The sequence below is a fragment of the Salinivibrio sp. VYel1 genome (genome assembly GCF_009377945.1).
Classification (GTDB): domain Bacteria; phylum Pseudomonadota; class Gammaproteobacteria; order Enterobacterales; family Vibrionaceae; genus Salinivibrio; species Salinivibrio siamensis.
Window position 1 is genome coordinate 199,986 of sequence record NZ_RSAM01000002.1, and the last position, 19,780, is coordinate 219,765.

19 protein-coding genes and 1 riboswitch are annotated in these 19,780 nt (G+C 50.0%); of the genes, 9 read left to right on the forward strand and 10 right to left on the reverse strand.

Annotated elements, in window-relative coordinates; all coding sequences use genetic code 11:
- Positions 1 to 9: 9 nt before the first annotated feature.
- From EHW58_RS03515 to rnd, 3 genes are all read left to right on the forward strand, one after another.
- Complete coding sequence (locus EHW58_RS03515) at positions 10 to 969, forward strand: alpha/beta fold hydrolase (protein WP_227486487.1); 960 nt, start codon at positions 10 to 12, stop codon at positions 967 to 969.
- A gap of 121 nt (positions 970 to 1,090) precedes the next feature.
- Complete coding sequence (gene fadD / locus EHW58_RS03520; RefSeq protein ID WP_370517822.1) at positions 1,091 to 2,782, forward strand: long-chain-fatty-acid--CoA ligase FadD; 1,692 nt, start codon at positions 1,091 to 1,093, stop codon at positions 2,780 to 2,782.
- Positions 2,783 to 2,867: 85 nt separating this feature from the next.
- The gene (rnd, locus tag EHW58_RS03525; protein ID WP_172969977.1) at positions 2,868 to 4,001 is read left to right on the forward strand and encodes a ribonuclease D; all 1,134 of its coding nucleotides are present in this window, start codon (positions 2,868 to 2,870) and stop codon (positions 3,999 to 4,001) included.
- Between the two features lie 74 nt (positions 4,002 to 4,075).
- Here the strand turns inward: rnd and minE are convergent, their stop codons facing one another.
- The 3 genes from minE to minC are packed head-to-tail and all read right to left on the reverse strand — an operon-like array spanning position 4,076 to position 5,839.
- Positions 4,076 to 4,345, reverse strand: a complete 270-nt coding sequence (gene minE, locus EHW58_RS03530; protein ID WP_046073536.1) for a cell division topological specificity factor MinE — start codon at positions 4,343 to 4,345, stop codon at positions 4,076 to 4,078.
- Between the two features lies 1 nt (position 4,346).
- Positions 4,347 to 5,159 (reverse strand): septum site-determining protein MinD, encoded by an 813-nt coding sequence (gene minD, locus EHW58_RS03535; RefSeq protein WP_046073535.1) that lies wholly within the window; start codon positions 5,157 to 5,159, stop codon positions 4,347 to 4,349.
- Between the two features lie 17 nt (positions 5,160 to 5,176).
- Positions 5,177 to 5,839, reverse strand: a complete 663-nt coding sequence (gene minC / locus EHW58_RS03540; protein ID WP_077579212.1) for a septum site-determining protein MinC — start codon at positions 5,837 to 5,839, stop codon at positions 5,177 to 5,179.
- A 269-nt stretch (positions 5,840 to 6,108) separates the two neighbouring features.
- Here minC and EHW58_RS03545 point away from each other — a divergent pair, with 269 nt between their 5' ends.
- Entirely contained in the window at positions 6,109 to 6,384 is a 276-nt protein-coding gene (locus tag EHW58_RS03545; protein WP_069361431.1) for a YcgL domain-containing protein, read from the forward strand.
- Positions 6,385 to 6,394: 10 nt separating this feature from the next.
- The gene (locus EHW58_RS03550; RefSeq protein ID WP_046073532.1) at positions 6,395 to 7,366 is read left to right on the forward strand and encodes a lytic transglycosylase domain-containing protein; all 972 of its coding nucleotides are present in this window, start codon (positions 6,395 to 6,397) and stop codon (positions 7,364 to 7,366) included.
- Between the two features lie 51 nt (positions 7,367 to 7,417).
- Here the strand turns inward: EHW58_RS03550 and EHW58_RS03555 are convergent, their stop codons facing one another.
- Positions 7,418 to 7,843: an H-NS family nucleoid-associated regulatory protein gene (locus tag EHW58_RS03555; RefSeq protein WP_046073531.1), complete on the reverse strand. Its 426-nt coding sequence runs from the start codon at positions 7,841 to 7,843 to the stop codon at positions 7,418 to 7,420.
- A gap of 272 nt (positions 7,844 to 8,115) precedes the next feature.
- Positions 8,116 to 8,297: riboswitch (Lysine riboswitch) on the forward strand.
- A gap of 88 nt (positions 8,298 to 8,385) precedes the next feature.
- Between EHW58_RS03555 and EHW58_RS03560 the strand changes: the two genes are divergently transcribed.
- Positions 8,386 to 9,969, forward strand: a complete 1,584-nt coding sequence (locus EHW58_RS03560) for a Na+/H+ antiporter NhaC family protein (protein WP_152794798.1) — start codon at positions 8,386 to 8,388, stop codon at positions 9,967 to 9,969.
- A gap of 107 nt (positions 9,970 to 10,076) precedes the next feature.
- Positions 10,077 to 10,658 (forward strand): thymidine kinase, encoded by a 582-nt coding sequence (locus EHW58_RS03565; protein WP_046073529.1) that lies wholly within the window; start codon positions 10,077 to 10,079, stop codon positions 10,656 to 10,658.
- A gap of 77 nt (positions 10,659 to 10,735) precedes the next feature.
- Here the strand turns inward: EHW58_RS03565 and cspD are convergent, their stop codons facing one another.
- Complete coding sequence (gene cspD, locus EHW58_RS03570) at positions 10,736 to 10,957, reverse strand: cold shock domain-containing protein CspD (RefSeq protein WP_046073528.1); 222 nt, start codon at positions 10,955 to 10,957, stop codon at positions 10,736 to 10,738.
- A gap of 804 nt (positions 10,958 to 11,761) precedes the next feature.
- Between cspD and clpS the strand changes: the two genes are divergently transcribed.
- Both clpS and clpA read left to right on the forward strand, forming a co-directional pair.
- Positions 11,762 to 12,082: an ATP-dependent Clp protease adapter ClpS gene (gene clpS, locus EHW58_RS03575; protein WP_046073527.1), complete on the forward strand. Its 321-nt coding sequence runs from the start codon at positions 11,762 to 11,764 to the stop codon at positions 12,080 to 12,082.
- A gap of 45 nt (positions 12,083 to 12,127) precedes the next feature.
- Positions 12,128 to 14,383, forward strand: a complete 2,256-nt coding sequence (clpA, locus tag EHW58_RS03580; RefSeq protein ID WP_077579213.1) for an ATP-dependent Clp protease ATP-binding subunit ClpA — start codon at positions 12,128 to 12,130, stop codon at positions 14,381 to 14,383.
- Between the two features lie 64 nt (positions 14,384 to 14,447).
- Here the strand turns inward: clpA and infA are convergent, their stop codons facing one another.
- The 5 genes from infA to cydD all read right to left on the reverse strand — a co-directional run bounded on the left by infA (position 14,448) and on the right by cydD (position 19,726).
- Positions 14,448 to 14,666: a translation initiation factor IF-1 gene (infA, locus tag EHW58_RS03585; RefSeq protein ID WP_021022425.1), complete on the reverse strand. Its 219-nt coding sequence runs from the start codon at positions 14,664 to 14,666 to the stop codon at positions 14,448 to 14,450.
- A 129-nt stretch (positions 14,667 to 14,795) separates the two neighbouring features.
- Positions 14,796 to 15,521, reverse strand: a complete 726-nt coding sequence (locus EHW58_RS03590; protein WP_152794801.1) for an arginyltransferase — start codon at positions 15,519 to 15,521, stop codon at positions 14,796 to 14,798.
- On the reverse strand, positions 15,521 to 16,231 hold the full coding sequence (aat, locus tag EHW58_RS03595; protein ID WP_152794802.1) for a leucyl/phenylalanyl-tRNA--protein transferase: 711 nt from the start codon (positions 16,229 to 16,231) through the stop codon (positions 15,521 to 15,523). Before aat ends, EHW58_RS03590 begins: the two co-directional genes overlap by 1 nt.
- Before the next feature lie 14 nt (positions 16,232 to 16,245).
- Positions 16,246 to 17,964 carry a cysteine/glutathione ABC transporter ATP-binding protein/permease CydC gene (cydC, locus tag EHW58_RS03600; RefSeq protein ID WP_152794804.1) on the reverse strand — a complete coding sequence of 573 codons (1,719 nt, stop codon included), beginning with the start codon at positions 17,962 to 17,964 and terminating at the stop codon, positions 16,246 to 16,248.
- Positions 17,957 to 19,726, reverse strand: a complete 1,770-nt coding sequence (cydD, locus tag EHW58_RS03605; RefSeq protein WP_152794806.1) for a cysteine/glutathione ABC transporter permease/ATP-binding protein CydD — start codon at positions 19,724 to 19,726, stop codon at positions 17,957 to 17,959. Before cydD ends, cydC begins: the two co-directional genes overlap by 8 nt.
- Positions 19,727 to 19,780: the final 54 nt, after the last annotated feature.

The window sequence follows — 19,780 nt, forward strand, 5'->3', positions numbered from 1 at the left end:
GTGATTGTGATGATGACACCGCCATTGACGGAGGCTCTCGAGGCATTATTGGCGTCTGACCCGGCAGCACTCGGGTTATCGTCTGGCTTAACGCCGACCTCGATTCGACTTAATGATGTGACAGTGGCCGCGGCAAGCCGCCCAGCAAACGGCTTAGCGCCAACATTGGTTTTTTTACATGGCTGGCAAGACAACCTGGCGAGTTTTGATTCACTGATCCCCATGCTGCCTCAAGACTACGGGTTACTTATGTTTGATTGGCCCGGGCACGGTTTGTCTGAGCACAAAACCGGGGATTATCACTACCCGTTTTTTGATTATCTAGATAGCTTGCATCAAGTGCTTCACCAAACACTTTGTTCGCAACCTGAGAAAATAGGTCCCGTCATATTGGTGGGGCACTCATTGGGAGGGTTAGTGGCTAGCTGTTACGCGGCCAGTTTTCCTGAGTCGATCGCGGGGGCTGTCTCGATAGAAGCGTTGGGGCCCATTGTTGAACCTGAACATAAAATCACCGAACGCATCGCGAAAAGTCTCAATCAGCGCTTAAATTCAGCGCAAAAAACACCACGTCTCTTTGATTCTGCGATTAAGGCGCTACAATTGCGCGCATCCATTAATAAAGTCGCCTGTCAGTCACTGATGCCACTGGTAGCACGCGGGCTCGAGACATGCGGTCATGGTGTACGTTGGCGTCATGATCCTAAGCTTCGTGGTGAGCCACTGTATCGAATGGCGCCCGGCCATGGAGAGTCGATTATTCGAGCGATTGAATGCCCTGTGCTGGCGATTCGCGCGACAGATGGGTATCCTGCGCTGCGCTCTGCCGATGCCGCGCAACGAGCCACGTGGTTTAAGCAATTGACACTTATTGAGATCCCCGGGACACACCATTGTCACCTTCAGCAACCGCAACAAACTGTGTCGTTAATAACGGATTTTGTGACCAAAATTCAAACGCGCACTTAAAATGCTCGTGTAAAAATAATGTTAACGCTATGGTGGGCAGGTTAAACACCTGTTTGAATTATGCCTCGCGTCGATCGAAGCAGGCAATATAGCCTGCAAGTTAACACATAGGAGAAAGCCAGTGGAAAAGGTATGGCTTAATCGTTACCCGTCGGATGTGCCGGCGGAAATAGATCCAGATGCCCATCGCTCTCTGGTCGAGATGTTTGAACATTCTGTTCAGCAGTACGCGGATCAAACTGCCTTCATTAATATGGGGCAGGTCATGACATTTCGTAAACTGGAAGAGCGTAGCCGTGCGTTTGCAGCCTATCTACAAAACGAGCTGAAACTGAAAAAAGGCGATCGCGTTGCCATTATGATGCCGAACTTGCTGCAATACCCAATTGCCCTGTTTGGTATTTTACGAGCCGGTTGTGTCGCCGTGAACGTTAACCCGTTGTACACCCCTCGCGAGCTTGAGCACCAATTAACGGACGCCGGGGCAAAGGCGATTGTGATTGTGAGTAACTTTGCTCACACGTTAGAGAAAGTGGTCGACAATACGCCGGTGAAACACGTGGTATTGACCAGTTTGGGTGAACAGTTGCCACGAGCCAAAGGGACCCTGGTTAACTTTGTAGTCAAATACGTCAAAAAAATGGTGCCTAAGTATCATTTGCCGCACGCGACCTCGATGCGCCAAGCGCTGCGCCGTGGTCGACGTATGCAATATGTGAAGCCTTTTTTGAAAGGCGAGGATATTGCATTTTTACAATATACCGGTGGCACCACGGGGTTAGCGAAAGGCGCCGTACTCACGCATAGAAATATGTTAGCTAACGTCTATCAAGCCAAAGGGACGTATCAGCCGGTACTCAATGCAGGTGAGGAGTTAGTTGTCACTGCATTGCCGCTTTATCACGTATTTGCGCTCACGGTCAATTGCCTCTTGTTTATTGAAATGTGTGGACAAAATCTACTGATCACCAACCCACGCGATATTCCAGGTTTTGTTAAAGAGCTACAAAAGTATCCGTTTACGGCCATTACAGGCGTGAATACCCTGTTTAACGCGCTACTCCATAACGAAGATTTCCATGAGTTGGACTTTTCTAACCTGCGTTTGACCGTCGGTGGCGGTATGGCCGTGCAAAGGGCTGTCGCGGAAAATTGGAAAAAGCTGACTGGCAAGCATTTGCTCGAAGGATATGGGTTGACGGAGTGTTCGCCACTGGTTGCGGCCTATCCTTATGATTTACGAGACTACAACGGCTCCATTGGGTTGCCCGTGCCATCGACGGAGGTTCGCATCGTTGATGATCAGGGTGAAGATGTGGCGGACAACCAGCCGGGTGAGTTGTTAGTGCGTGGCCCGCAAGTGATGCAAGGGTATTGGAATCGTCCAGAGGCGACACGAGACAGTATCGACGAACAGGGTTGGTTAGCGACTGGCGATGTGGTGCAGTTCGATGATGATGGTTTCTTGCATATTGTCGATCGCAAGAAAGACATGATCCTCGTCTCTGGTTTTAATGTGTATCCCAATGAAGTGGAAGATGTCGTTGCGTTACATGACAAGGTGTTAGAAGTGGCCGCCATTGGCCAGCCAGATGAGAATTCTGGGGAAGTGGTTAAAATTTGTGTGGTCAAAAAAGATCCGTCGCTTACGCGAGATGATCTTGTGGCGCACTGTCGCAAACACCTCACTGGCTACAAGGTACCACGTGTCGTGGAATTTAGAGATGAACTGCCTAAAACCAATGTGGGTAAAATTCTGCGTCGAGAGTTACGCGATGAGCCGCAAGCCACTGAGCAAAAAGCGTCAGCTTAATGCGAACCGACCCAGAAAAGGGTAAACTGTCGATAACGAATCACGAAATGCCGGCCTCGCCGGCATTTTCTTTATGGGCTTTTTTGTGAACTATCAACAAATCACCACCGATCAACAGCTGGTCGATATCTGCGCACATTTCCGTGACCAAGCCGTTGTGATGCTTGATACCGAGTTTGTCCGTACGCGTACCTTTTATGCACAATTGGGGCTGGTCCAGATTTATGATGGCGAGCAACTGGTGCTGGTTGACCCGCTAGCCATTGATGATCTTTCTCCGTTATGGGCGCTGTTGACTGACACCCAGGTCACCAAGGTGTTACATGCGAGTAGCGAAGACTTAGAGGTTTTTCAGCACTACGCGGGCGTGTTGCCAACCCCCATGGTGGACACGCAAATCGTCGCCGCCTTTTTAGGTCATGGCGTCTCCGAGGGCTTCGCAAGCTTGGTAGAGCGTTATGTCGGCGTGAGCTTAGATAAAGGAGAGTCGCGCACTGATTGGTGTGCACGTCCCTTAACGGACAAGCAGAAACAGTATGCGGCCGCTGATGTGTATTACTTGCTACCGCTTTATCAAGCGCTGACTCAAGCGCTATCCGACACACCGTGGTATGACGCCATGGTAGAAGAGTGTGGCCTGTTGTGCCGCAAAAAGCAGTGGGTAAAGCCGGATGAAGCAGCTTATCTCGATATTAAATATGCGTGGCAGCTTAAACCTCAACAGTTAGCGGTATTGCAAGCTCTTGCCAAGTGGCGAGCTGAGGAAGCGCGCCGCCGGAATATGGCACTCAACTTTATCGTTAAAGAGCAAAACCTCTGGAAAATGGCGCGTTATGGTATTCGTACGGTTGAGCAAATGAACGAGCATGGGTTCGACAAATTTGAAGTGCGTTATCACGCGCAAACCTTGATCACGTTGGCCACGCAAGCGGATAAAACCCCGTTAGCCAAATGCCCGCCGGCCATCACACGCTTAGTCGATGAGCCTGGGTATAAGTCGGTGATTAAAGCGATTAAGGAGCAGGTGCAAGCCCAGGCAGATAAGTCAGGCTTAGCGCCTGAGTTTATTGGTTCTAAAAAGCAGCTTAATCAATTGATTACCTGGGTATGGCGAGAGGAGCGTCAAGAAGACAAACGTCCTGACTTAGCCTCGGGGTGGCGCTTTCGGTTAGTGGGTGAGACATTGCTGACGATGATCCCTAACGCCCCAGGGGCATAGTCATCATCTCACGCATAAACAAAAGCGGTGGCCTTGAGCCACCGCTTTCTGTATTAGCCCGTTGTAATTGAGATCTAGCTCTCTTTTCCCTCTTCGGGCAAGGTGACATTCAGCTCCAAGACGGATAGGTCATCATCGCCTTGCTCTAGGCTGACAGACACTTGGTCCGGTGCGATATCCACGTATTTGCGGATCACGTCTAAAATATCTTGCTTGAGCTGAGGCAAATAAGTCGGCGCTGGGCTATCTGCACTGCGACGCTCGGCAACAATAATTTGTAAACGCTCTTTGGCAATATTGGCCGACTTTTTCTTAGATGGGCGGAAGAATTCAAGCAGTGCCACATTAGCCTCCAAATAAGCGTTTTAGGAAACCTTTGCGCTCTTCCTCGATAAAGCGGAAGGGACGCTCTTCACCCAGCAGACGCGCAATGGCATCTTCATAGGCTTGGCCTGCATCAGATTCTTGGTCAAGTACCACTGGCTCGCCTTTGTTTGAGGCGTGCAACACAGACTGGCTCTCCGGGATGACCCCTAACAGTGGAATACGCAAGATATCTTCAACATCCTCAACACTGAGCATTTCACCGTTGGTCACACGTGCAGGATTATAGCGAGTGAGTAATAAGTGATGTTTTACCGGATCCTCGCCGTTTTCTGCGCGGCGTGACTTGGAGTCGAGAATACCTAGAATCCGATCAGAGTCGCGTACGGATGAAACTTCTGGATTAGTGGTCACAATCGCTTCGTCAGCAAAATACAGCGCCATTAATGCACCGGCTTCAATGCCCGCGGGCGAGTCGCAAATAATGTATTCAAAGCCAAGCTCATCCATGTCTTTTAGAACCCGCTCCACGCCGTCTTTGGTTAGCGCATCTTTATCGCGTGTTTGTGAGGCTGGCAGAATAAACAAATTGTCTACGCGTTTGTCTTTAATTAATGCTTGATGCAGATTGGCTTCGCCATTAATGACATTGACAAAGTCATAGACGACCCGACGCTCACAGCCCATCACCAAATCCAGGTTACGTAGGCCAATATCAAAATCGACCACGGCGGTTTTTTTGCCTGTCATGGCCAACCCGGTCGCCAATGCCGCACTCGATGTTGTTTTACCAACACCGCCTTTACCGGAAGTAATTACAATAATTCGTGCCATTCCTCTTCCTTATTCTCTTATAGCGTGAGGGGGTCAATGTGTAAGCTTTCTTGATTAAGCGAGACCATGGAAGGTCGCTCTAAATGTTCTGATGGAATTTTATCGCTGAGCCAATAGCTTCCTGCTACTGACAATAATTCTGACTGAAGGTTCTGACAATAAATACGCGCTTGCTTTTGTCCACTTGCGCCGGCAATAGCTCGGCCACGCAAAACGCCATAGATATGAATACTGCCATCGGCTATCACTTCCGCGCCGGCACTGACATGATTGAGGATCACCAGATCGGCGTTTTTCGCATAGATTTGCTGACCTGAACGCACGGGGGCGGTGACCACTTTGGCAGGCGGCTGAATCGGATCGGCAACTCGGGATTGCTTGCTTGACTTGAGCACGGCTAGCTGCGCATTCAGCGCAAGCTCGCGTGTATCATTATGGGTGACGCCGGTCAATCCGACGAGAATCATGCCTGTGGCCTGTAAGCACTGCTTTAAGGCACCGATATCAGGACATTGTGATAGACGGCTAATGTCAGCGACAACAGGGGCGCCTTGAAAAAAGGCCGGTGCTTGGGTGACTTTCTCTGTCAAAACATTGGCAGCGGCAGCAAAATTATCGTCAACGAGGTGGAGGACGGAAAGGGTAAAGGTTGAGCCTTTCAACTCCGGTTGTTTGAGCATGTTATTCGATCCCGGTTTTGTCATTTAAACACGAGTCAGACGCGCATTATCAGACGTTGGATAGCATGGTATATTCACAGAGCCAATGCGGCAAGCAGGGTTTGCCGTTGATGCGGCATTTCTCCCTTTAATGGTGTTTTTTTAACGTTTGAATGAGAAATGGCAGCAGAGACGCGTTTTGACACACTTTGCTGCAAAGCTTAACAAACCTTTACCCCGAGATGACAATTTATCGCCAGTAATATGGCATGCTCATGAGGACTTTTGAGATGTATTGCGCAATTTATCGTAGCAAAAAGAAAGAAGGCACCTATCTTTATCTTGCAGAGAAAGATAAATTTGATGATGTGCCTGAGGCATTAATGAATAGCTTTGGGCAACCCGAATTTGCCATGATGATCAACTTAGACAAGCGCGATAAACTGGCTGCTGTTGACATCAATAAGGTTAAACAAAGCCTGCAAAGTGATGGTTTTTTTGTGCAATTGCCCCCGCCACCTGATGCGGCATTGCAGGCCATTCGTAATAAAAACGAAAAACTGTAAAAGGAAGACTATGCGCAAAGGTATGATTTCAGCTTCTATCGCGGCGGCACTTTTGGTGAGCCCTGTGATGGCCAAGCCCGGATTCGAGCAGTATGTGACCACCTTAAAAGCCGAGGCACGAGAGGCGGGCATCAGTGATGCGTTACTTGAGCGTGCGTTTAAGGACGTTGAATACCACGAGCGTGCGGTCAGCTCCGATCGAAATCAACCTGAGCGACGCCTTACGCTGGATGAATATATTCCGCGTGCTGTGCCTGATTGGAAAGTCGCCCAAGCGAAAAAACTGTATCGTGAACATTACGACACGTTGAAAACCATCGGTGAGCAGTACCAAGTTCAGCCGCGTTTTATTGTGGCTTTATGGGGCGTAGAAAGTAATTTTGGCAAACTTCAGGGCAGTTATAATGTGATTGAAGCTTTATCAACATTAGCCTTTGATGGTCGTCGAGAGGCCTTTTTTCGTAAAGAGACCATGGCTGCACTGAAGATATTACAGCAAGGGCACATTGCGCCAGAAGCGATGAAAGGCTCTTGGGCAGGGGCAATGGGCCAATGCCAGTTTATGCCAAGCTCGTTTATTAATTACGCGGTCGATGGCAATCAAGATGGTAAGAAAGACATTTGGCAAACAGAAGCCGATGTTTTTGCGTCTGCTGCGAATTACTTAAAAAAAGCCGGGTGGGATGATACTTATACATGGGGGCGGCAAGTACAGCTACCTGCAGGAATAGATCGTACTTTGCTTGGCACCGACAGTGATAAAGCACACTCATTGAGTGCCTGGCAGACGCGTGGTGTGCGCCGTTTGAATGGTCAGGCGCTACCCGCCGTCGATATCAATGCGTGGTTGATTCAGCCTGATGATGGTAAAGGCAGGGCTTATCTTGTTTATAATAATTATCAGAGTTTATTGAAATGGAATCGCTCGCACTACTTTGCGTTAGCGGTGAGCCATTTGGCAGACAGAATTAAATTTGGTTAAGGGATAAAAAAAAGAGGCTGAGCGCCTCTTTTTTTATGCGGGAATATGGACTTAGGCTTCTTGGCCTGGGATGAGGAAATCTTCCTGCTTAGCCGCACCGCTCTCAATCGCTTCGCGAATCACTTTCGGCATACGACCTTGGCCTGTCCAGGTTTTTTGTGAGCCATCTTCGCCCGTATATTGATATTTTGCTGGACGAGTCGCGCGTTTACCCGATGCTTTGCTCTTGGAAGCACCACCTAACAATGCCACGATTTCTTCTGGGTCAATACCGTCGGCTTCTAACATAGCACGGTATTTTTCTAACTTCTCTAAGCGCTCTTTTTCTTGCGCTTCAGCTTGGCGATCGATTTCTTTGCGCTCTTCAACAACCGTTTGTAATTTTTCTAAGGCTTCGTTCAGTTGCTCAGTAGACATCTCTTTTGCAACTGCGCGTAAGCTACGCAAATTGAGTAAGGCTTTCATTGCATCAGACATTATTGGTTCCTATTTGATTTATATGTTAATTGAAAGAATGATAGCAGTATAATTGAAATATACAATATGACCTATATTAATACGCCATATTGTTCATTAATTGCAAGTTAACCGCAAATTTGACTTTAATTCTATTGTCTTTTTTGAAACAGATGTCTAAAAAAATAGAAGATAAGACGCATTTTATTGGCATCGAGTAAGGTGGGGGTTAATCGACGTTTTTTCAACCATAAATAGTTGCGATAGTAAACACGTTGTGTAGAATGCACCACGCTTAACGTAGAGGTGCGTTGTTTATAAGTCGTGCGCAAGAGGGTGATACCGATGAGAGCGCATAAAAGGAAACAACGCCGAAGCCAATCAGGTCATCACACCGATTGAGCTGGGGCTGTTACCGAATAGGGGCAGCACTGCCATAGTACTTGGAAATACACTATGGAGCGCTACTGTATGTAGGAGGCAAGTTGTTTGCCGTGTGATACCACACCTTACCGTCTTCATTTCTGCAGTAGATCTCCAACCACCTGGTTGACACTGAGATCATGAACTTAACAGATTTTTCTTCATCCGCTTTATCACTGCTTCCCCCTTTATTGGCGCTAGGCCTCGCGATTGCCACACGACGGGTTTTATTGTCGTTGGGCATGGGAATCGTACTGGGTACTGTATTACTGACCGATTTTTCTTTCCTCTCTTCTGGACAGTACTTACTTGAGGTAATCACTGGGCTATTTATTGCTGATGGAGGCTTAAATAGCTGGAATTTAAGTATTCTCGCGTTTCTTATTTTACTCGGTATGATCACTGCGCTCCTGTCTCTTTCTGGAGGGACACGCGCGTTCGCCAATTGGGCGCAAAGCCGGATCAAGAGTAAACGTGGGGCGAAACTGCTCGCCGCTTTTCTCGGCGTATTTATATTTGTCGATGATTATTTCAACAGCTTAGCGGTGGGCGCCGTTTCTCGCCCCGTGACAGATAGATTTCACGTCTCTCGAGCGAAACTGGCTTACATCCTTGACTCCACGGCAGCCCCTATGTGTGTGATCACGCCAGCATCAAGCTGGGGAGCCTATATCATTACCGTGATTGGCTCGATTTTAGTGGCGCATGGTGTGACGGATTACACGGCTCTAGGGGCATTTGTCACCATGATCCCGATGAACTTTTACGCCATTTTTGCCTTGCTCTTAGTGTTTGCGGTGGTTTGGTTTCAACTGGATATTGGCCCGATGCGTCAGTTTGAATATCAGGCGAAAAAAGGCAGTCGATTGGGCGATGAAAGTGAAAACTGCGCTGATATCTGCGATGACTTAGGGATTGAAGAAAGTGATAAAGGCAGCGTGGCTGATTTGGTCGCCCCCATTATTATGCTAGTCGTGGCGACGGTGGGAGCGATGCTATATACCGGCGGGCAGGCCTTGGCCGCTGATGCACAATCCTTTTCTCTCCTCGGCGCGTTTGAAAATACCGATGTCGGCATGTCATTGCTGTGGGGTGGACTGGCGGGTTTAGCTGTGTCCTTAGTGATGACAGGTAAACAAGGTATTGCGGTATCAGATATTGCGAAAACCCTTTGGGTGGGCGCAAAGTCTATGTTTGGCGCGATCCTCATTCTGTTATTTGCTTGGTCAATTGGCCATATTATTGGTGACCTACAAACAGGCAAATATTTGTCGTCTTTAGTTGAGGGGAACTTACCGGCGCAACTCTTGCCTGTGGTGCTCTTCTTGTTGGCGGCAGTGATGGCCTTTGCAACAGGGACGTCGTGGGGGACGTTCGGTATTATGCTTCCTATCGCAGGCGATCTTGCCGCGGCGACAGAGATTGCTCTGATGCTACCTATGCTCTCAGCAGTATTGGCGGGGGCGGTATTTGGCGATCATTGTTCACCAATTTCTGATACCACTATCTTGTCTTCAACAGGGGCACGATGTGGACATATTGACCACGTCGCCACCCAGCTCCCTTATGCTATTGGCGGGGCGCTTGTCTCAACCGTAGGCTTCATGGTGTTAGGCTTTACCGCGTCACTTCTTTGGTCTTTGATGGCGACCGTGTTTGCGTTCGTTGCACTATGTGCTGGGTTAATGTGGCTTAAAAAGCGACCGTGTAAATTGGTCGGTTAATTATCTAGCCTCGCTTCGGCGGGGCTTTTCTTTTTCTGCTAGTGCGGTAGCATGCCTGTTTATTTAATCCAGCTCGCCCAAAACGGGCATTACGTGTAGAGACAGTTATGGCTCAGTTATACTTTTATTATTCGGCAATGAACGCGGGTAAGTCGACCACCTTGTTACAATCGGCCTTTAACTACCAAGAACGCGGTATGCAGCCTCTACTATTTACCGCCGCGATTGATAACCGCTATGGGGTCGGAAAAATTAGTTCTAGAATTGGCTTAGAAGCTGATGCCCACCTGTATGACAATCAGACGTCGCTATTCGAGCACGTTGCGACTATCTTGGCGCAAGAGAAAGTTGACTGTTTATTGATTGATGAGAGCCAATTTTTGACCAAACAGCAAGTCCTTGAGCTCACCGATGTGGTGGATAAGCTGCGGATCCCAGTATTGTGTTATGGATTAAGAACGGATTTTCGTGGTGAGCTGTTTGAAGGGTCGCAGTACTTGTTGGCGTGGGCTGATAAGCTCGTTGAACTGAAAACCGTTTGCCATTGTGGACGTAAAGCGAGTCGAGTTATTCGCCAAGATAGCGAGGGTAATGCCATTGCGGATGGTGATCAGGTGGTGATTGGGGGCAATGAACGTTATGTTTCTGTGTGTCGCCGCCACTACAAACAGATGCTTGGGTTACTCTAGACGGCATTGAGTTCGGTCAAACACAACAAAGGCGAGCGGTAAGCTCGCCTTTTCCATTTGGCCGACCGGATTCAGCGCTATTTAGCCGCTTCTTGATCGACTGGCACAATTTCACTGGCATGGTAGCCTTTTGGTCCTTCCTGAACCTCGTAGTTGACGGTTTGTCCCGCCTTTAATGTCTTATATCCGTCCATCTGGATGGTAGAATAGTGGGCAAACACATCGCCTTCTCCTTCTACCGGACAAATAAAGCCAAATCCTTTTGCATTGTTAAACCATTTTACTGTACCAGTTTCCATGCGACACATCCTTCTTGCATCAAACTTTGCATACCTGCGATAAACGCGTTCATTCCACCTCATCAATCCCGGCAGCGCGGCACTGTTGCCATCACTGATATGATTGAATAGAAGTGACATGGTTAGTTTACCTACCACATGTTTCACTTTAGTAGATACTTTTAGGCAGTCAAGTGTGGGGTATAACTTATAACAGTAATGTAATATCGAATCGAAAAAGTGTGAGGAAGTGGCAATTATTCATTCAACAACAGACATCTCAATTGCATAGTTTTTTAGATTTTACCCTGGATGTTTTCGCTATAAACCCGTGTGATTACAGTGATAGATGCGCTATTACAGGGCTGAACTATTACTTTTTATTCTAATAACTTGCTCTTTAGCCCTTAAGTGTTTGGATTGGCATGATCGCTACTGGCATTACGTAAGGAGTCTACCTGCTTAAAAATGATCATGGAGTGAATATTGTGAATCGAGATAGGCGTGTGCCTATTTCTCACCCGTCGCGCTTGATGCGATCCACCCACACGTTATTTGCTAGCCGGATTGCCTTGTTTTTTATGCATTTTGATGCAGTGAGCGATGACACGTTCGTGTCGCGCGCAGTGAACGAAATGCTGCGTCAGACACTATTACATAATGCAGTGCTTAACAATTGCTCAGGCAAACGGTGTTCGCAATGAAAAGGTTGCTGGAATACAATCTGTGGCTTAACTTTAAGTATAGGTGGACGGGAATCGTGGATGGCAGTAGTGCCCCGCCACATCACTTACCGAGACACCCTAACAATGCATTGAATGAGTTATGAGTAATTGGAACCAGTGGGGTTTGCCTGACGCAGAGGCCGAATCGTCAGAAAAAACCAAGTTGCAACCGCCATCAATGTACAAGGTGGTGCTAAATAATGATGACTATACTCCGATGGAGTTTGTTATCGATGTGCTCCAGACGTTTTTTGCCATGGATGTGGACAAAGCGACGCAAGTCATGCTGACGGTGCACTATGAAGGAAAAGCGGTCTGTGGCGTATTTACCGCCGAGGTCGCTGAAACGAAAGTGGCACAGGTAATGATGTATGCCAAAGAGCATGGCCATCCGCTACTGTGCACGATGGAGAAAGCTTAGCCGGCTCCATCACGCTTTAGCGCGGTTTTTGAGGGAGGTGCCTTTATGCTTAACAAAGAACTTGAAGCCAGTTTGAATGGCGCGTTTGCACGTGCGCGTGAAAAACGCCACGAATTCATGACGGTGGAGCACCTGCTTCTCGCGTTGATCGAAAATGCGGCCGCGCACGATGCGCTGGTCGCGTGCCGTGCAGATTTGGAGGCGCTGCGCAAAGAACTTGATGCGTTTATCGAACAAACCACGCCGCTGATCCCTGCGGACGATGAGTCGCGGGAAACGCAGCCAACGCTAAGCTTCCAGCGAGTACTCCAGCGGGCTGTTTTTCATGTGCAGTCATCCGGTCGTAGCGAAGTAAGCGGTGCGAACGTGTTGGTGGCCATCTTTAGCGAACAAGAGTCCCACGCCGCTTACCTGCTTAAAAAGAACGACGTGAGTCGCCTTGACGTGGTCAACTATATCTCCCATGGCACCACGAAAGATGAAGGCGACGATCTGCCAAGCAGTGACATGGGCGCCGATGAGGCCGGTGCGGAGCCGGGTGAAGACCGGTTGGAGAACTTCGCGACTAACCTTAATCAGCTCGCGCGTGTTGGCGGTATTGATCCGCTAATCGGTCGTGATAAGGAACTTGAGCGCACCATCCAGGTCCTGTGTCGCCGTCGTAAGAATAACCCCCTGTTGGTTGGCGAAGCCGGGGTCGGTAAGACGGCAATTGCAGAAGGGCTCGCATGGCGCATTGTCGAAGGGCAAGTGCCAGATGTAATCAAAGATTGCGTGATTTATTCGCTCGACATTGGGTCTCTATTAGCCGGGACCAAATACCGTGGTGACTTTGAGAAGCGCTTTAAATCGATCTTGAAGCAACTCGAAAAAGAAGATCATGCGGTGCTCTTTATCGACGAGATCCACACTATCATTGGCGCAGGTGCTGCCAGTGGTGGCCAGGTAGATGCCGCAAACTTAATTAAACCGCTATTGAGTAGCGGAAAGTTACGCTGTATCGGCTCGACGACCTACCAAGAGTATGGCTCTATCTTCGAAAAAGAGCGGGCACTGGCGCGCCGTTTCCAGAAAATCGACGTGATTGAGCCCTCTATTGATGACACCACTAAAATCTTGATGGGGCTGAAACCCAAATACGAAGCCCACCACGAAGTGCGTTATACAAATAAGGCCATTCGTGCTGCTGTGGAGCTGTCGGCGAAATACATTAATGAGCGTCATTTGCCAGACAAAGCGATCGATGTGATCGATGAGGCGGGGGCGCGGTGTCGTATGGCGCCAGCAAGCAAACGCAAGAAGACGGTCAATGTCCCTGATGTTGAGAGTATGATTGCGAAAATGGCGCGTATTCCTGAGAAGTCGATTTCTTCGTCAGATAAAGACGTGCTGCAGTCGCTGGATGACAAGCTGAAAATGTTGGTGTTTGGCCAAGATACCGCCATCACCGCGTTGTCTGAAGCGATCAAGTTAAGCCGCGCAGGACTGGGCGATGAGAATAAACCGGTCGGCTCTTTCTTGTTTGCCGGGCCTACCGGGGTCGGTAAAACCGAGGTCACGGTACAATTGGCCCGCGCGATGGGCATTGAGTTGCAGCGCTTTGACATGTCGGAGTACATGGAACGTCACACAGTGAGCCGCTTGATTGGTGCTCCCCCAGGCTATGTGGGATACGATCAGGGCGGGTTGCTGACCGATGCGGTGATCAAGCACCCATACAGTGTAGTGCTGCTTGATGAAATTGAGAAAGCACACCCAGACGTGTTCAACCTGTTGTTACAGGTGATGGATAATGGCACTTTGACGGACAACAACGGACGCAAAGCCGATTTCCGCAATGTTATCTTGGTGATGACGACCAATGCTGGCGTGGCCGAGACGGTGCGTAAGTCGATTGGCCTGATTCAGCAAGACCACAGTCATGATGCAATGTCCGAAATTAAGAAGGTGTTCTCGCCAGAGTTCCGTAACCGTTTGGACAACATCATCTGGTTTAATCACTTGGATGAGCAAGTTATCTTGCAAGTGGTGGATAAGTTCATTGTCGAGCTACAAGCTCAACTGGACGCCAAGGGCGTGTCGCTTGAGGTGACGTCAGAGGCTAAGCGCTGGCTAGCGGAAGAAGGCTATGACAAGGCAATGGGAGCACGGCCGATGGGGCGCGTTATCCAAGATAACTTGAAAAAGCCACTGGCTAATGAGCTGCTGTTTGGCTGTCTGGTCAATGGAGGGACGGTTCGTGTGGTATTGAAAGATAACCGGTTGGACTTCCAATTCAGTGATCAAATGGAACCTGCTTAATCATCTTGAGACGAAAAAGCAAAACCCGGCATCGCTGCCGGGTTTTTTGATCGCGTTCGGAGGATTAACGCGAACGGAAAACGATGCGACCTTTGGACAAATCGTAAGGGGTCATTTCAACAGTGACTTTGTCGCCGGTCAGGATGCGGATGTAGTGCTTACGCATCTTGCCTGAAATGTGGGCAGTCACCACGTGACCGTTTTCTAGTTCTACGCGGAACATAGTATTAGGCAACGTATCGAGTACGGTGCCTTGCATTTCAATTACGTCTTCTTTTGCCATTGAATCCTCTTAGGCCTCTTCTGGTAGCCAATTTTTTGACCGACAGATAATGCCTCTATTCTGAAAGTCTGTAAAGTTCGGGTGCGAATTTTACCCTGTTGGGGCGCTCCTTGCTAGAAAAAATAGCCACTATTGTGGAATAAGCGGCCAGGAAAACGCCCGCCACTGCTGGTTGATAAAGCGTTGATGTGGATAATAGTCCGCCTTATAACGCATCGCTGGACAGGTGTCGATTTGATAGCCCAAGTAGAGCCAGGGTAAATGGAGTGAATTTGCCAGTTGTAGCTGTGCCTGAATACTGACGCGTCCAAGAGAGAAGCGGTGCTCTGGTTCGAAAAAGGTATAAAGCGCACTTAACCCGTCGGCGACGACATCAGTCACGGCGATGGCAACCAGAGTGAGTTGGTTATGATCGCGTTGATACAAATGGATAAAGCGCGGGGATAACCAGTCACTACCGATAAAGTCGAGAAAATCTTGGCGCTTGGCAGGGTACATATTGCCATCAGCATGGCGAGTGGCGATGTACCGTTGAAAGAGCGCAAACCAGTTCTCATCAAGCTCATCACTCACTTTAATCTCTAGGCGATTAAGCTGGCTGCGATGACGCTTTTGGCTTTTTGAGGGTTGATATTTGGCCACATCAATCCGAAGCGCTTGGCAGGCCTGGCATTGTGGGCAGTGCGGCCGGTAAATAAGGTTACCACTGCGACGAAAGCCAGCGGCTAACAGTGCAGCATATCGCTCGGGCGTGTGGTAATCCGCCGACATCACCACGGCCAGTTGCTCTTGCTGGTGAGACAAGTATTGGCAAGGTGCTGTAGGCGTGACGCCTACCTGGATCCCCACACTCATTATGGTCTCCAATCTGCTATCTGCTGCGGTTGGCAGCCCTGGATAATGGGGTCATCGCGATGAGCGTGCAGCGCGGCGATAAACGCGTCGCGTGTCCAGGGTTTGGTGCCCAAAGAGGCTAAATGTGGGGTCATCATCTGACAGTCAATATAGTGCCCCCCTCGTTGCGCGAAGAATTGGCTAAATTGCCAAAGGGCAAACTTTGACGCATTGGACGTGTGGGAAAACATGGATTCACCACAGAACACACGGCCTACAGAGACACCGTAAAGCCCGCCGACAAGGTGTGTTCCGTCCCACACTTCCACACTGTGGGCATCGCCTTGCTGATGAAGCTGGCAGTAAGCGGCTTGCATCTCATCGGTAATCCAGGTCTGTTCAGGTCCACGAACAGTCGCGCAGGTAGCGATCACCGTCTCGAATGCGCGATTGAACGTGATGGTATACGCAGACTTTTTGGCGGCTTTACGCAAACTGCGACTGGCGTGAAAATCAGAGGGCTGAAGGATGGCGCGTTCACTCGGCGACCACCACAATAAAGGGTCATCTTCGCCAAACCAAGGGAAAATACCACTGCGATAAGCCGACATTAGCCGCGCAGGTGATAGATCTCCCCCAATGGCGAGCAAGCCATCGGGGTGAGAGAGCGCCTCATTCACGGGCGGAAAGCCGACATCATTTTGCGCTAAAGGGGGTAAAAAGAGGGTCATCGTACACTCTCTTATTACAAGCGGTTCATGAGTTGTGCATAGCGACCGTTACGTGCCAGCAAGTCTTGGTGCGTGCCTTGCTCAATAATGCGGCCTGCATCCATTAAACACACTGTGTCCATATGCGCCAAGCCAACCAATCGATGGGTAATGATCACCACGGTTTTATCCTGACAATGGTCTTGCAGTAAGGATAGGATCTCTGCTTCGGTTTGCACATCCAGTCCTTCCGTTGGCTCATCAAGCAACATAATCGGCGCGGGGTGCAAGAGGCCACGAGCAATCCCCAAACGGCGGCGCTCACCCCCAGAGAGTTGTCGTCCGCCGTCGCCCAACCATGCGTCTAGCCCTTGGCCTTCGAGCAGCCCGGTTAAGCCGACGCGGTGCAGGGCAGAGGCGAGATCATCGTCTGATGTATCTGGGCAAGCGAGGGTAAGGTTGTCGCGCAGTGTGCCATTGAACAAATCAACGCTTTGTGTCACCACAGACATGGCGTCACGCAGCGCGGTTTCTTGCCATTGCATTAGAGGCACCCCATCAAGGGTGATTTGACCTTGGGTGGGATCCCACGCGCGGGTGAGCAAGCTCAATAAGGTTGACTTACCACATCCCGTCCTTCCTAGAAGTGCCAGTGTGTGTCCCGGTGTCACGTGGAGCGAGATATTTGAAACCGCGTCTTGTGCCGCGCCTGGGTATTGGTAACTGACGTTATCAAAGCAAATATCGCCGACGGCAGGGCCAGTATGTCCGTGGGAAGGGAAGGGGACACTGGGTGCTCGCTCGGTGATCGCATTCAGTCGTTTGGCAGCGGTAAGCGTTTTACCCAGATATTGGAACGCGGCGGTAATAGGCATCATCAGCTCAAAGCTGGCCATGGTTGTAAAGGCGACCATCGCGATCAGTGGGCCTGGCATACGCTCACCGACACCATCTGCTGCGAGCCAAATCATCATCACCAATGTTAGCCCTGTGGCCGCGACGAGCACGGCATTGGCCAATCCGGTAATACGCGCCATATTGGCTTGTGCGTGAAGCATCGCTTGCTCGCTGTCATCGATGCGGGCGCGATAACGGTCACGTGCGCCAAATAAAGCCAGCTCGGCGTGGCCTTGTAACCAATCGAGCAGTGCTATGCGTGTGGCTGCGTTTTGCTCCAATTGAGCACGGCCTTGATCGTTACCCAAGCGATAAAAAAGGATGGGCAGCCCAATCAGTAACGCGAGCAAGGTCAGTCCAAGCGCCATGCCAAGCCTTGGGTCAAACCACCCCAGGAAGAAACTCACCGCCAGGATACCGACGATACCGACCAGCATCGGGCTGACTAGGCGCAGATAAACGTGATCCATGGCATCGACATCGGCGACCATGCGATTAAGCAAATCGCCATCACGCATATTCAGCCCTTGATCAGGGACTAACGGGGCGAGTTTGCGAAAAAATGACACGCGCAAATCTGCCAATAGTTTGAAGGTGGCATTGTGGCTAACCACACGTTCGGCCCAACGACCAAAGGTACGGCCAATAGAGAAGCCACGCACACCCGCCGCAGGGAGCATGTAATTAAAGGTAGCGATACTCGCTAGGCCTGCAACAGCCGCAGCGGCAATAAACCAGCCGGAGAGGGTGAGTAGGCCAATAGCAGCAAATAGTGTGGCAAACGCCAGTACCATGCCTAAACTCAAACCAAACCAGTGGCGCTTATAAAGGCGAAGATAGGGCAGTAGTTCACGCATCGAGGTTTCTCCTATCGGCGGAAGCCAGCATCTCTGCCAGCGGGCCCGAGTCAGCCAGACTGTGATATGGGCCTTGTTGCACGAGTTTCCCATCCATCATTACCCAGACTTGGTCACTTTTGGCGAGTGAGTCCAAACGGTGCGATACCTGTATACAGGTTTTATCTTGTGTTGCTGCACTCAAGGTTTCCAGCACGCGATTTTCGCTATGTGCGTCTAGGCTTGCAGTCGGTTCATCCAGTACCCAGAGGGCGCCATCTTGTAATAACGCTCGCGCGACGGCAATGCGCTGTGCTTGACCCACCGATAACCCCCCATTTCGGTCACCGACAGAGTGGGCTAAGCCGTCGGTCAATCGCATCACAAATTCATCCACGTACGCTTGCGTCATCACCTGATTAATCATATCTGGCGTTGCCTCAGGGTTGGCCAGAGCAATATTGTCTCGGATACTGCCGTGGAAAAGTTGCGGATTCTGCCCGACCCAACTGATCGATTGGCGCCAGTGGCTGATGGAGAGATCACGGCGTTCGCAGCCATTAATGGTGAGGCTACCACGGTAGGGCAGAAAACCAAGCAGGGCGTTAAGGAGGCTGGATTTGCCTGCGCCACTGACGCCAATGAGCGCAATCTGCTCGCCTGGCTGAACGGAAAAACGCATGGGCCCAGCCAATACGTGGCCGTCGGGACTGAGTACCTCCAGGTCGTGCGCGATAATAGCGACGGTGGATAAATCAGGCGTGGCCTCACCTTGAGTGCCGGTATCTGGCTGAGCGTCCAGGAATTCAACGATCGACTCAGCCGCACCAATCGCTTGCGCCTTGGCGTGATAAAAGGTGCCGAGATCGCGCAACGGCTGATAAAACTCGGGGGCGAGCACTAAAACAAATAAACCGGTAAACAGTGAAATGGAGGCGCCATAGTGACCAAAGTCGAGCTCACCAATAAAGCTAAAGCCGAAATAGACGGCGACAACGGCGATGGAAATAGCGGTGAAAAATTCCAGCACGGCCGATGATAAAAAGGCGAGGCGCAGCACTTCCATGGTGCGTTGACGAAACGTGTGTGACGCGAGATGAAGCTGCTCGGCCTCCGCTTCGACGCGGTTAAACAGCTTGAGTGTGGGCAGTCCACGTAATCGGTCGTAGAAGTAACCGGATAAACGTTGCAGTGCCTTAAAGTTTTTTCGGTTGGCATCAGCGGCTTTAATGCCAACCAAGGCCATAAAAAAGGGGACCAACGGTGCGGTCACTAAAAAGATCAATCCTGAGGCCCAGTTGATTGGGAAAACGGCGACTAAGATCACCAACGGGATCAGGACGGCGATGGCCATTTGCGGTAAATAACGGGCAAAAAAGTCTTGTAACTCTTCCACTTGCTCTAAAATCAGGCTCGCCCAACTGCCTGCTGGGCGCCCTTGGATACTCACCGGCCCCAACGCCTCGAGACGATTCAGGATTAAATGACGAATATGTTGGCGAATCGCTTCACCACAGCGGTAACCCGTTTGCTCTTTCGCCCAACTGCATAGCGCACGCACTATCACGACAACAGCCAGGGCAAAAAAGCTTGGGAGTAGGGCAAATTTATCCGTTTGTTCAATAATCAACTGGTGCAGCAGGTGGGCAAGAAGTGCTGCTTGGGCAATCAAAAGCACACCGGAGAGGAGTGCAATACTAATCGTCGCAACTAACCAGGGTTTGGCTAACGTGCTCTGCGACTTGAGCCATTGGGTTAGCGCCCGCTGTTTAGATTTATCCATATCGTCTTATTGTTTTATGAGAGCCTACAAATAGGCTGGGCAGGCCACCGAACG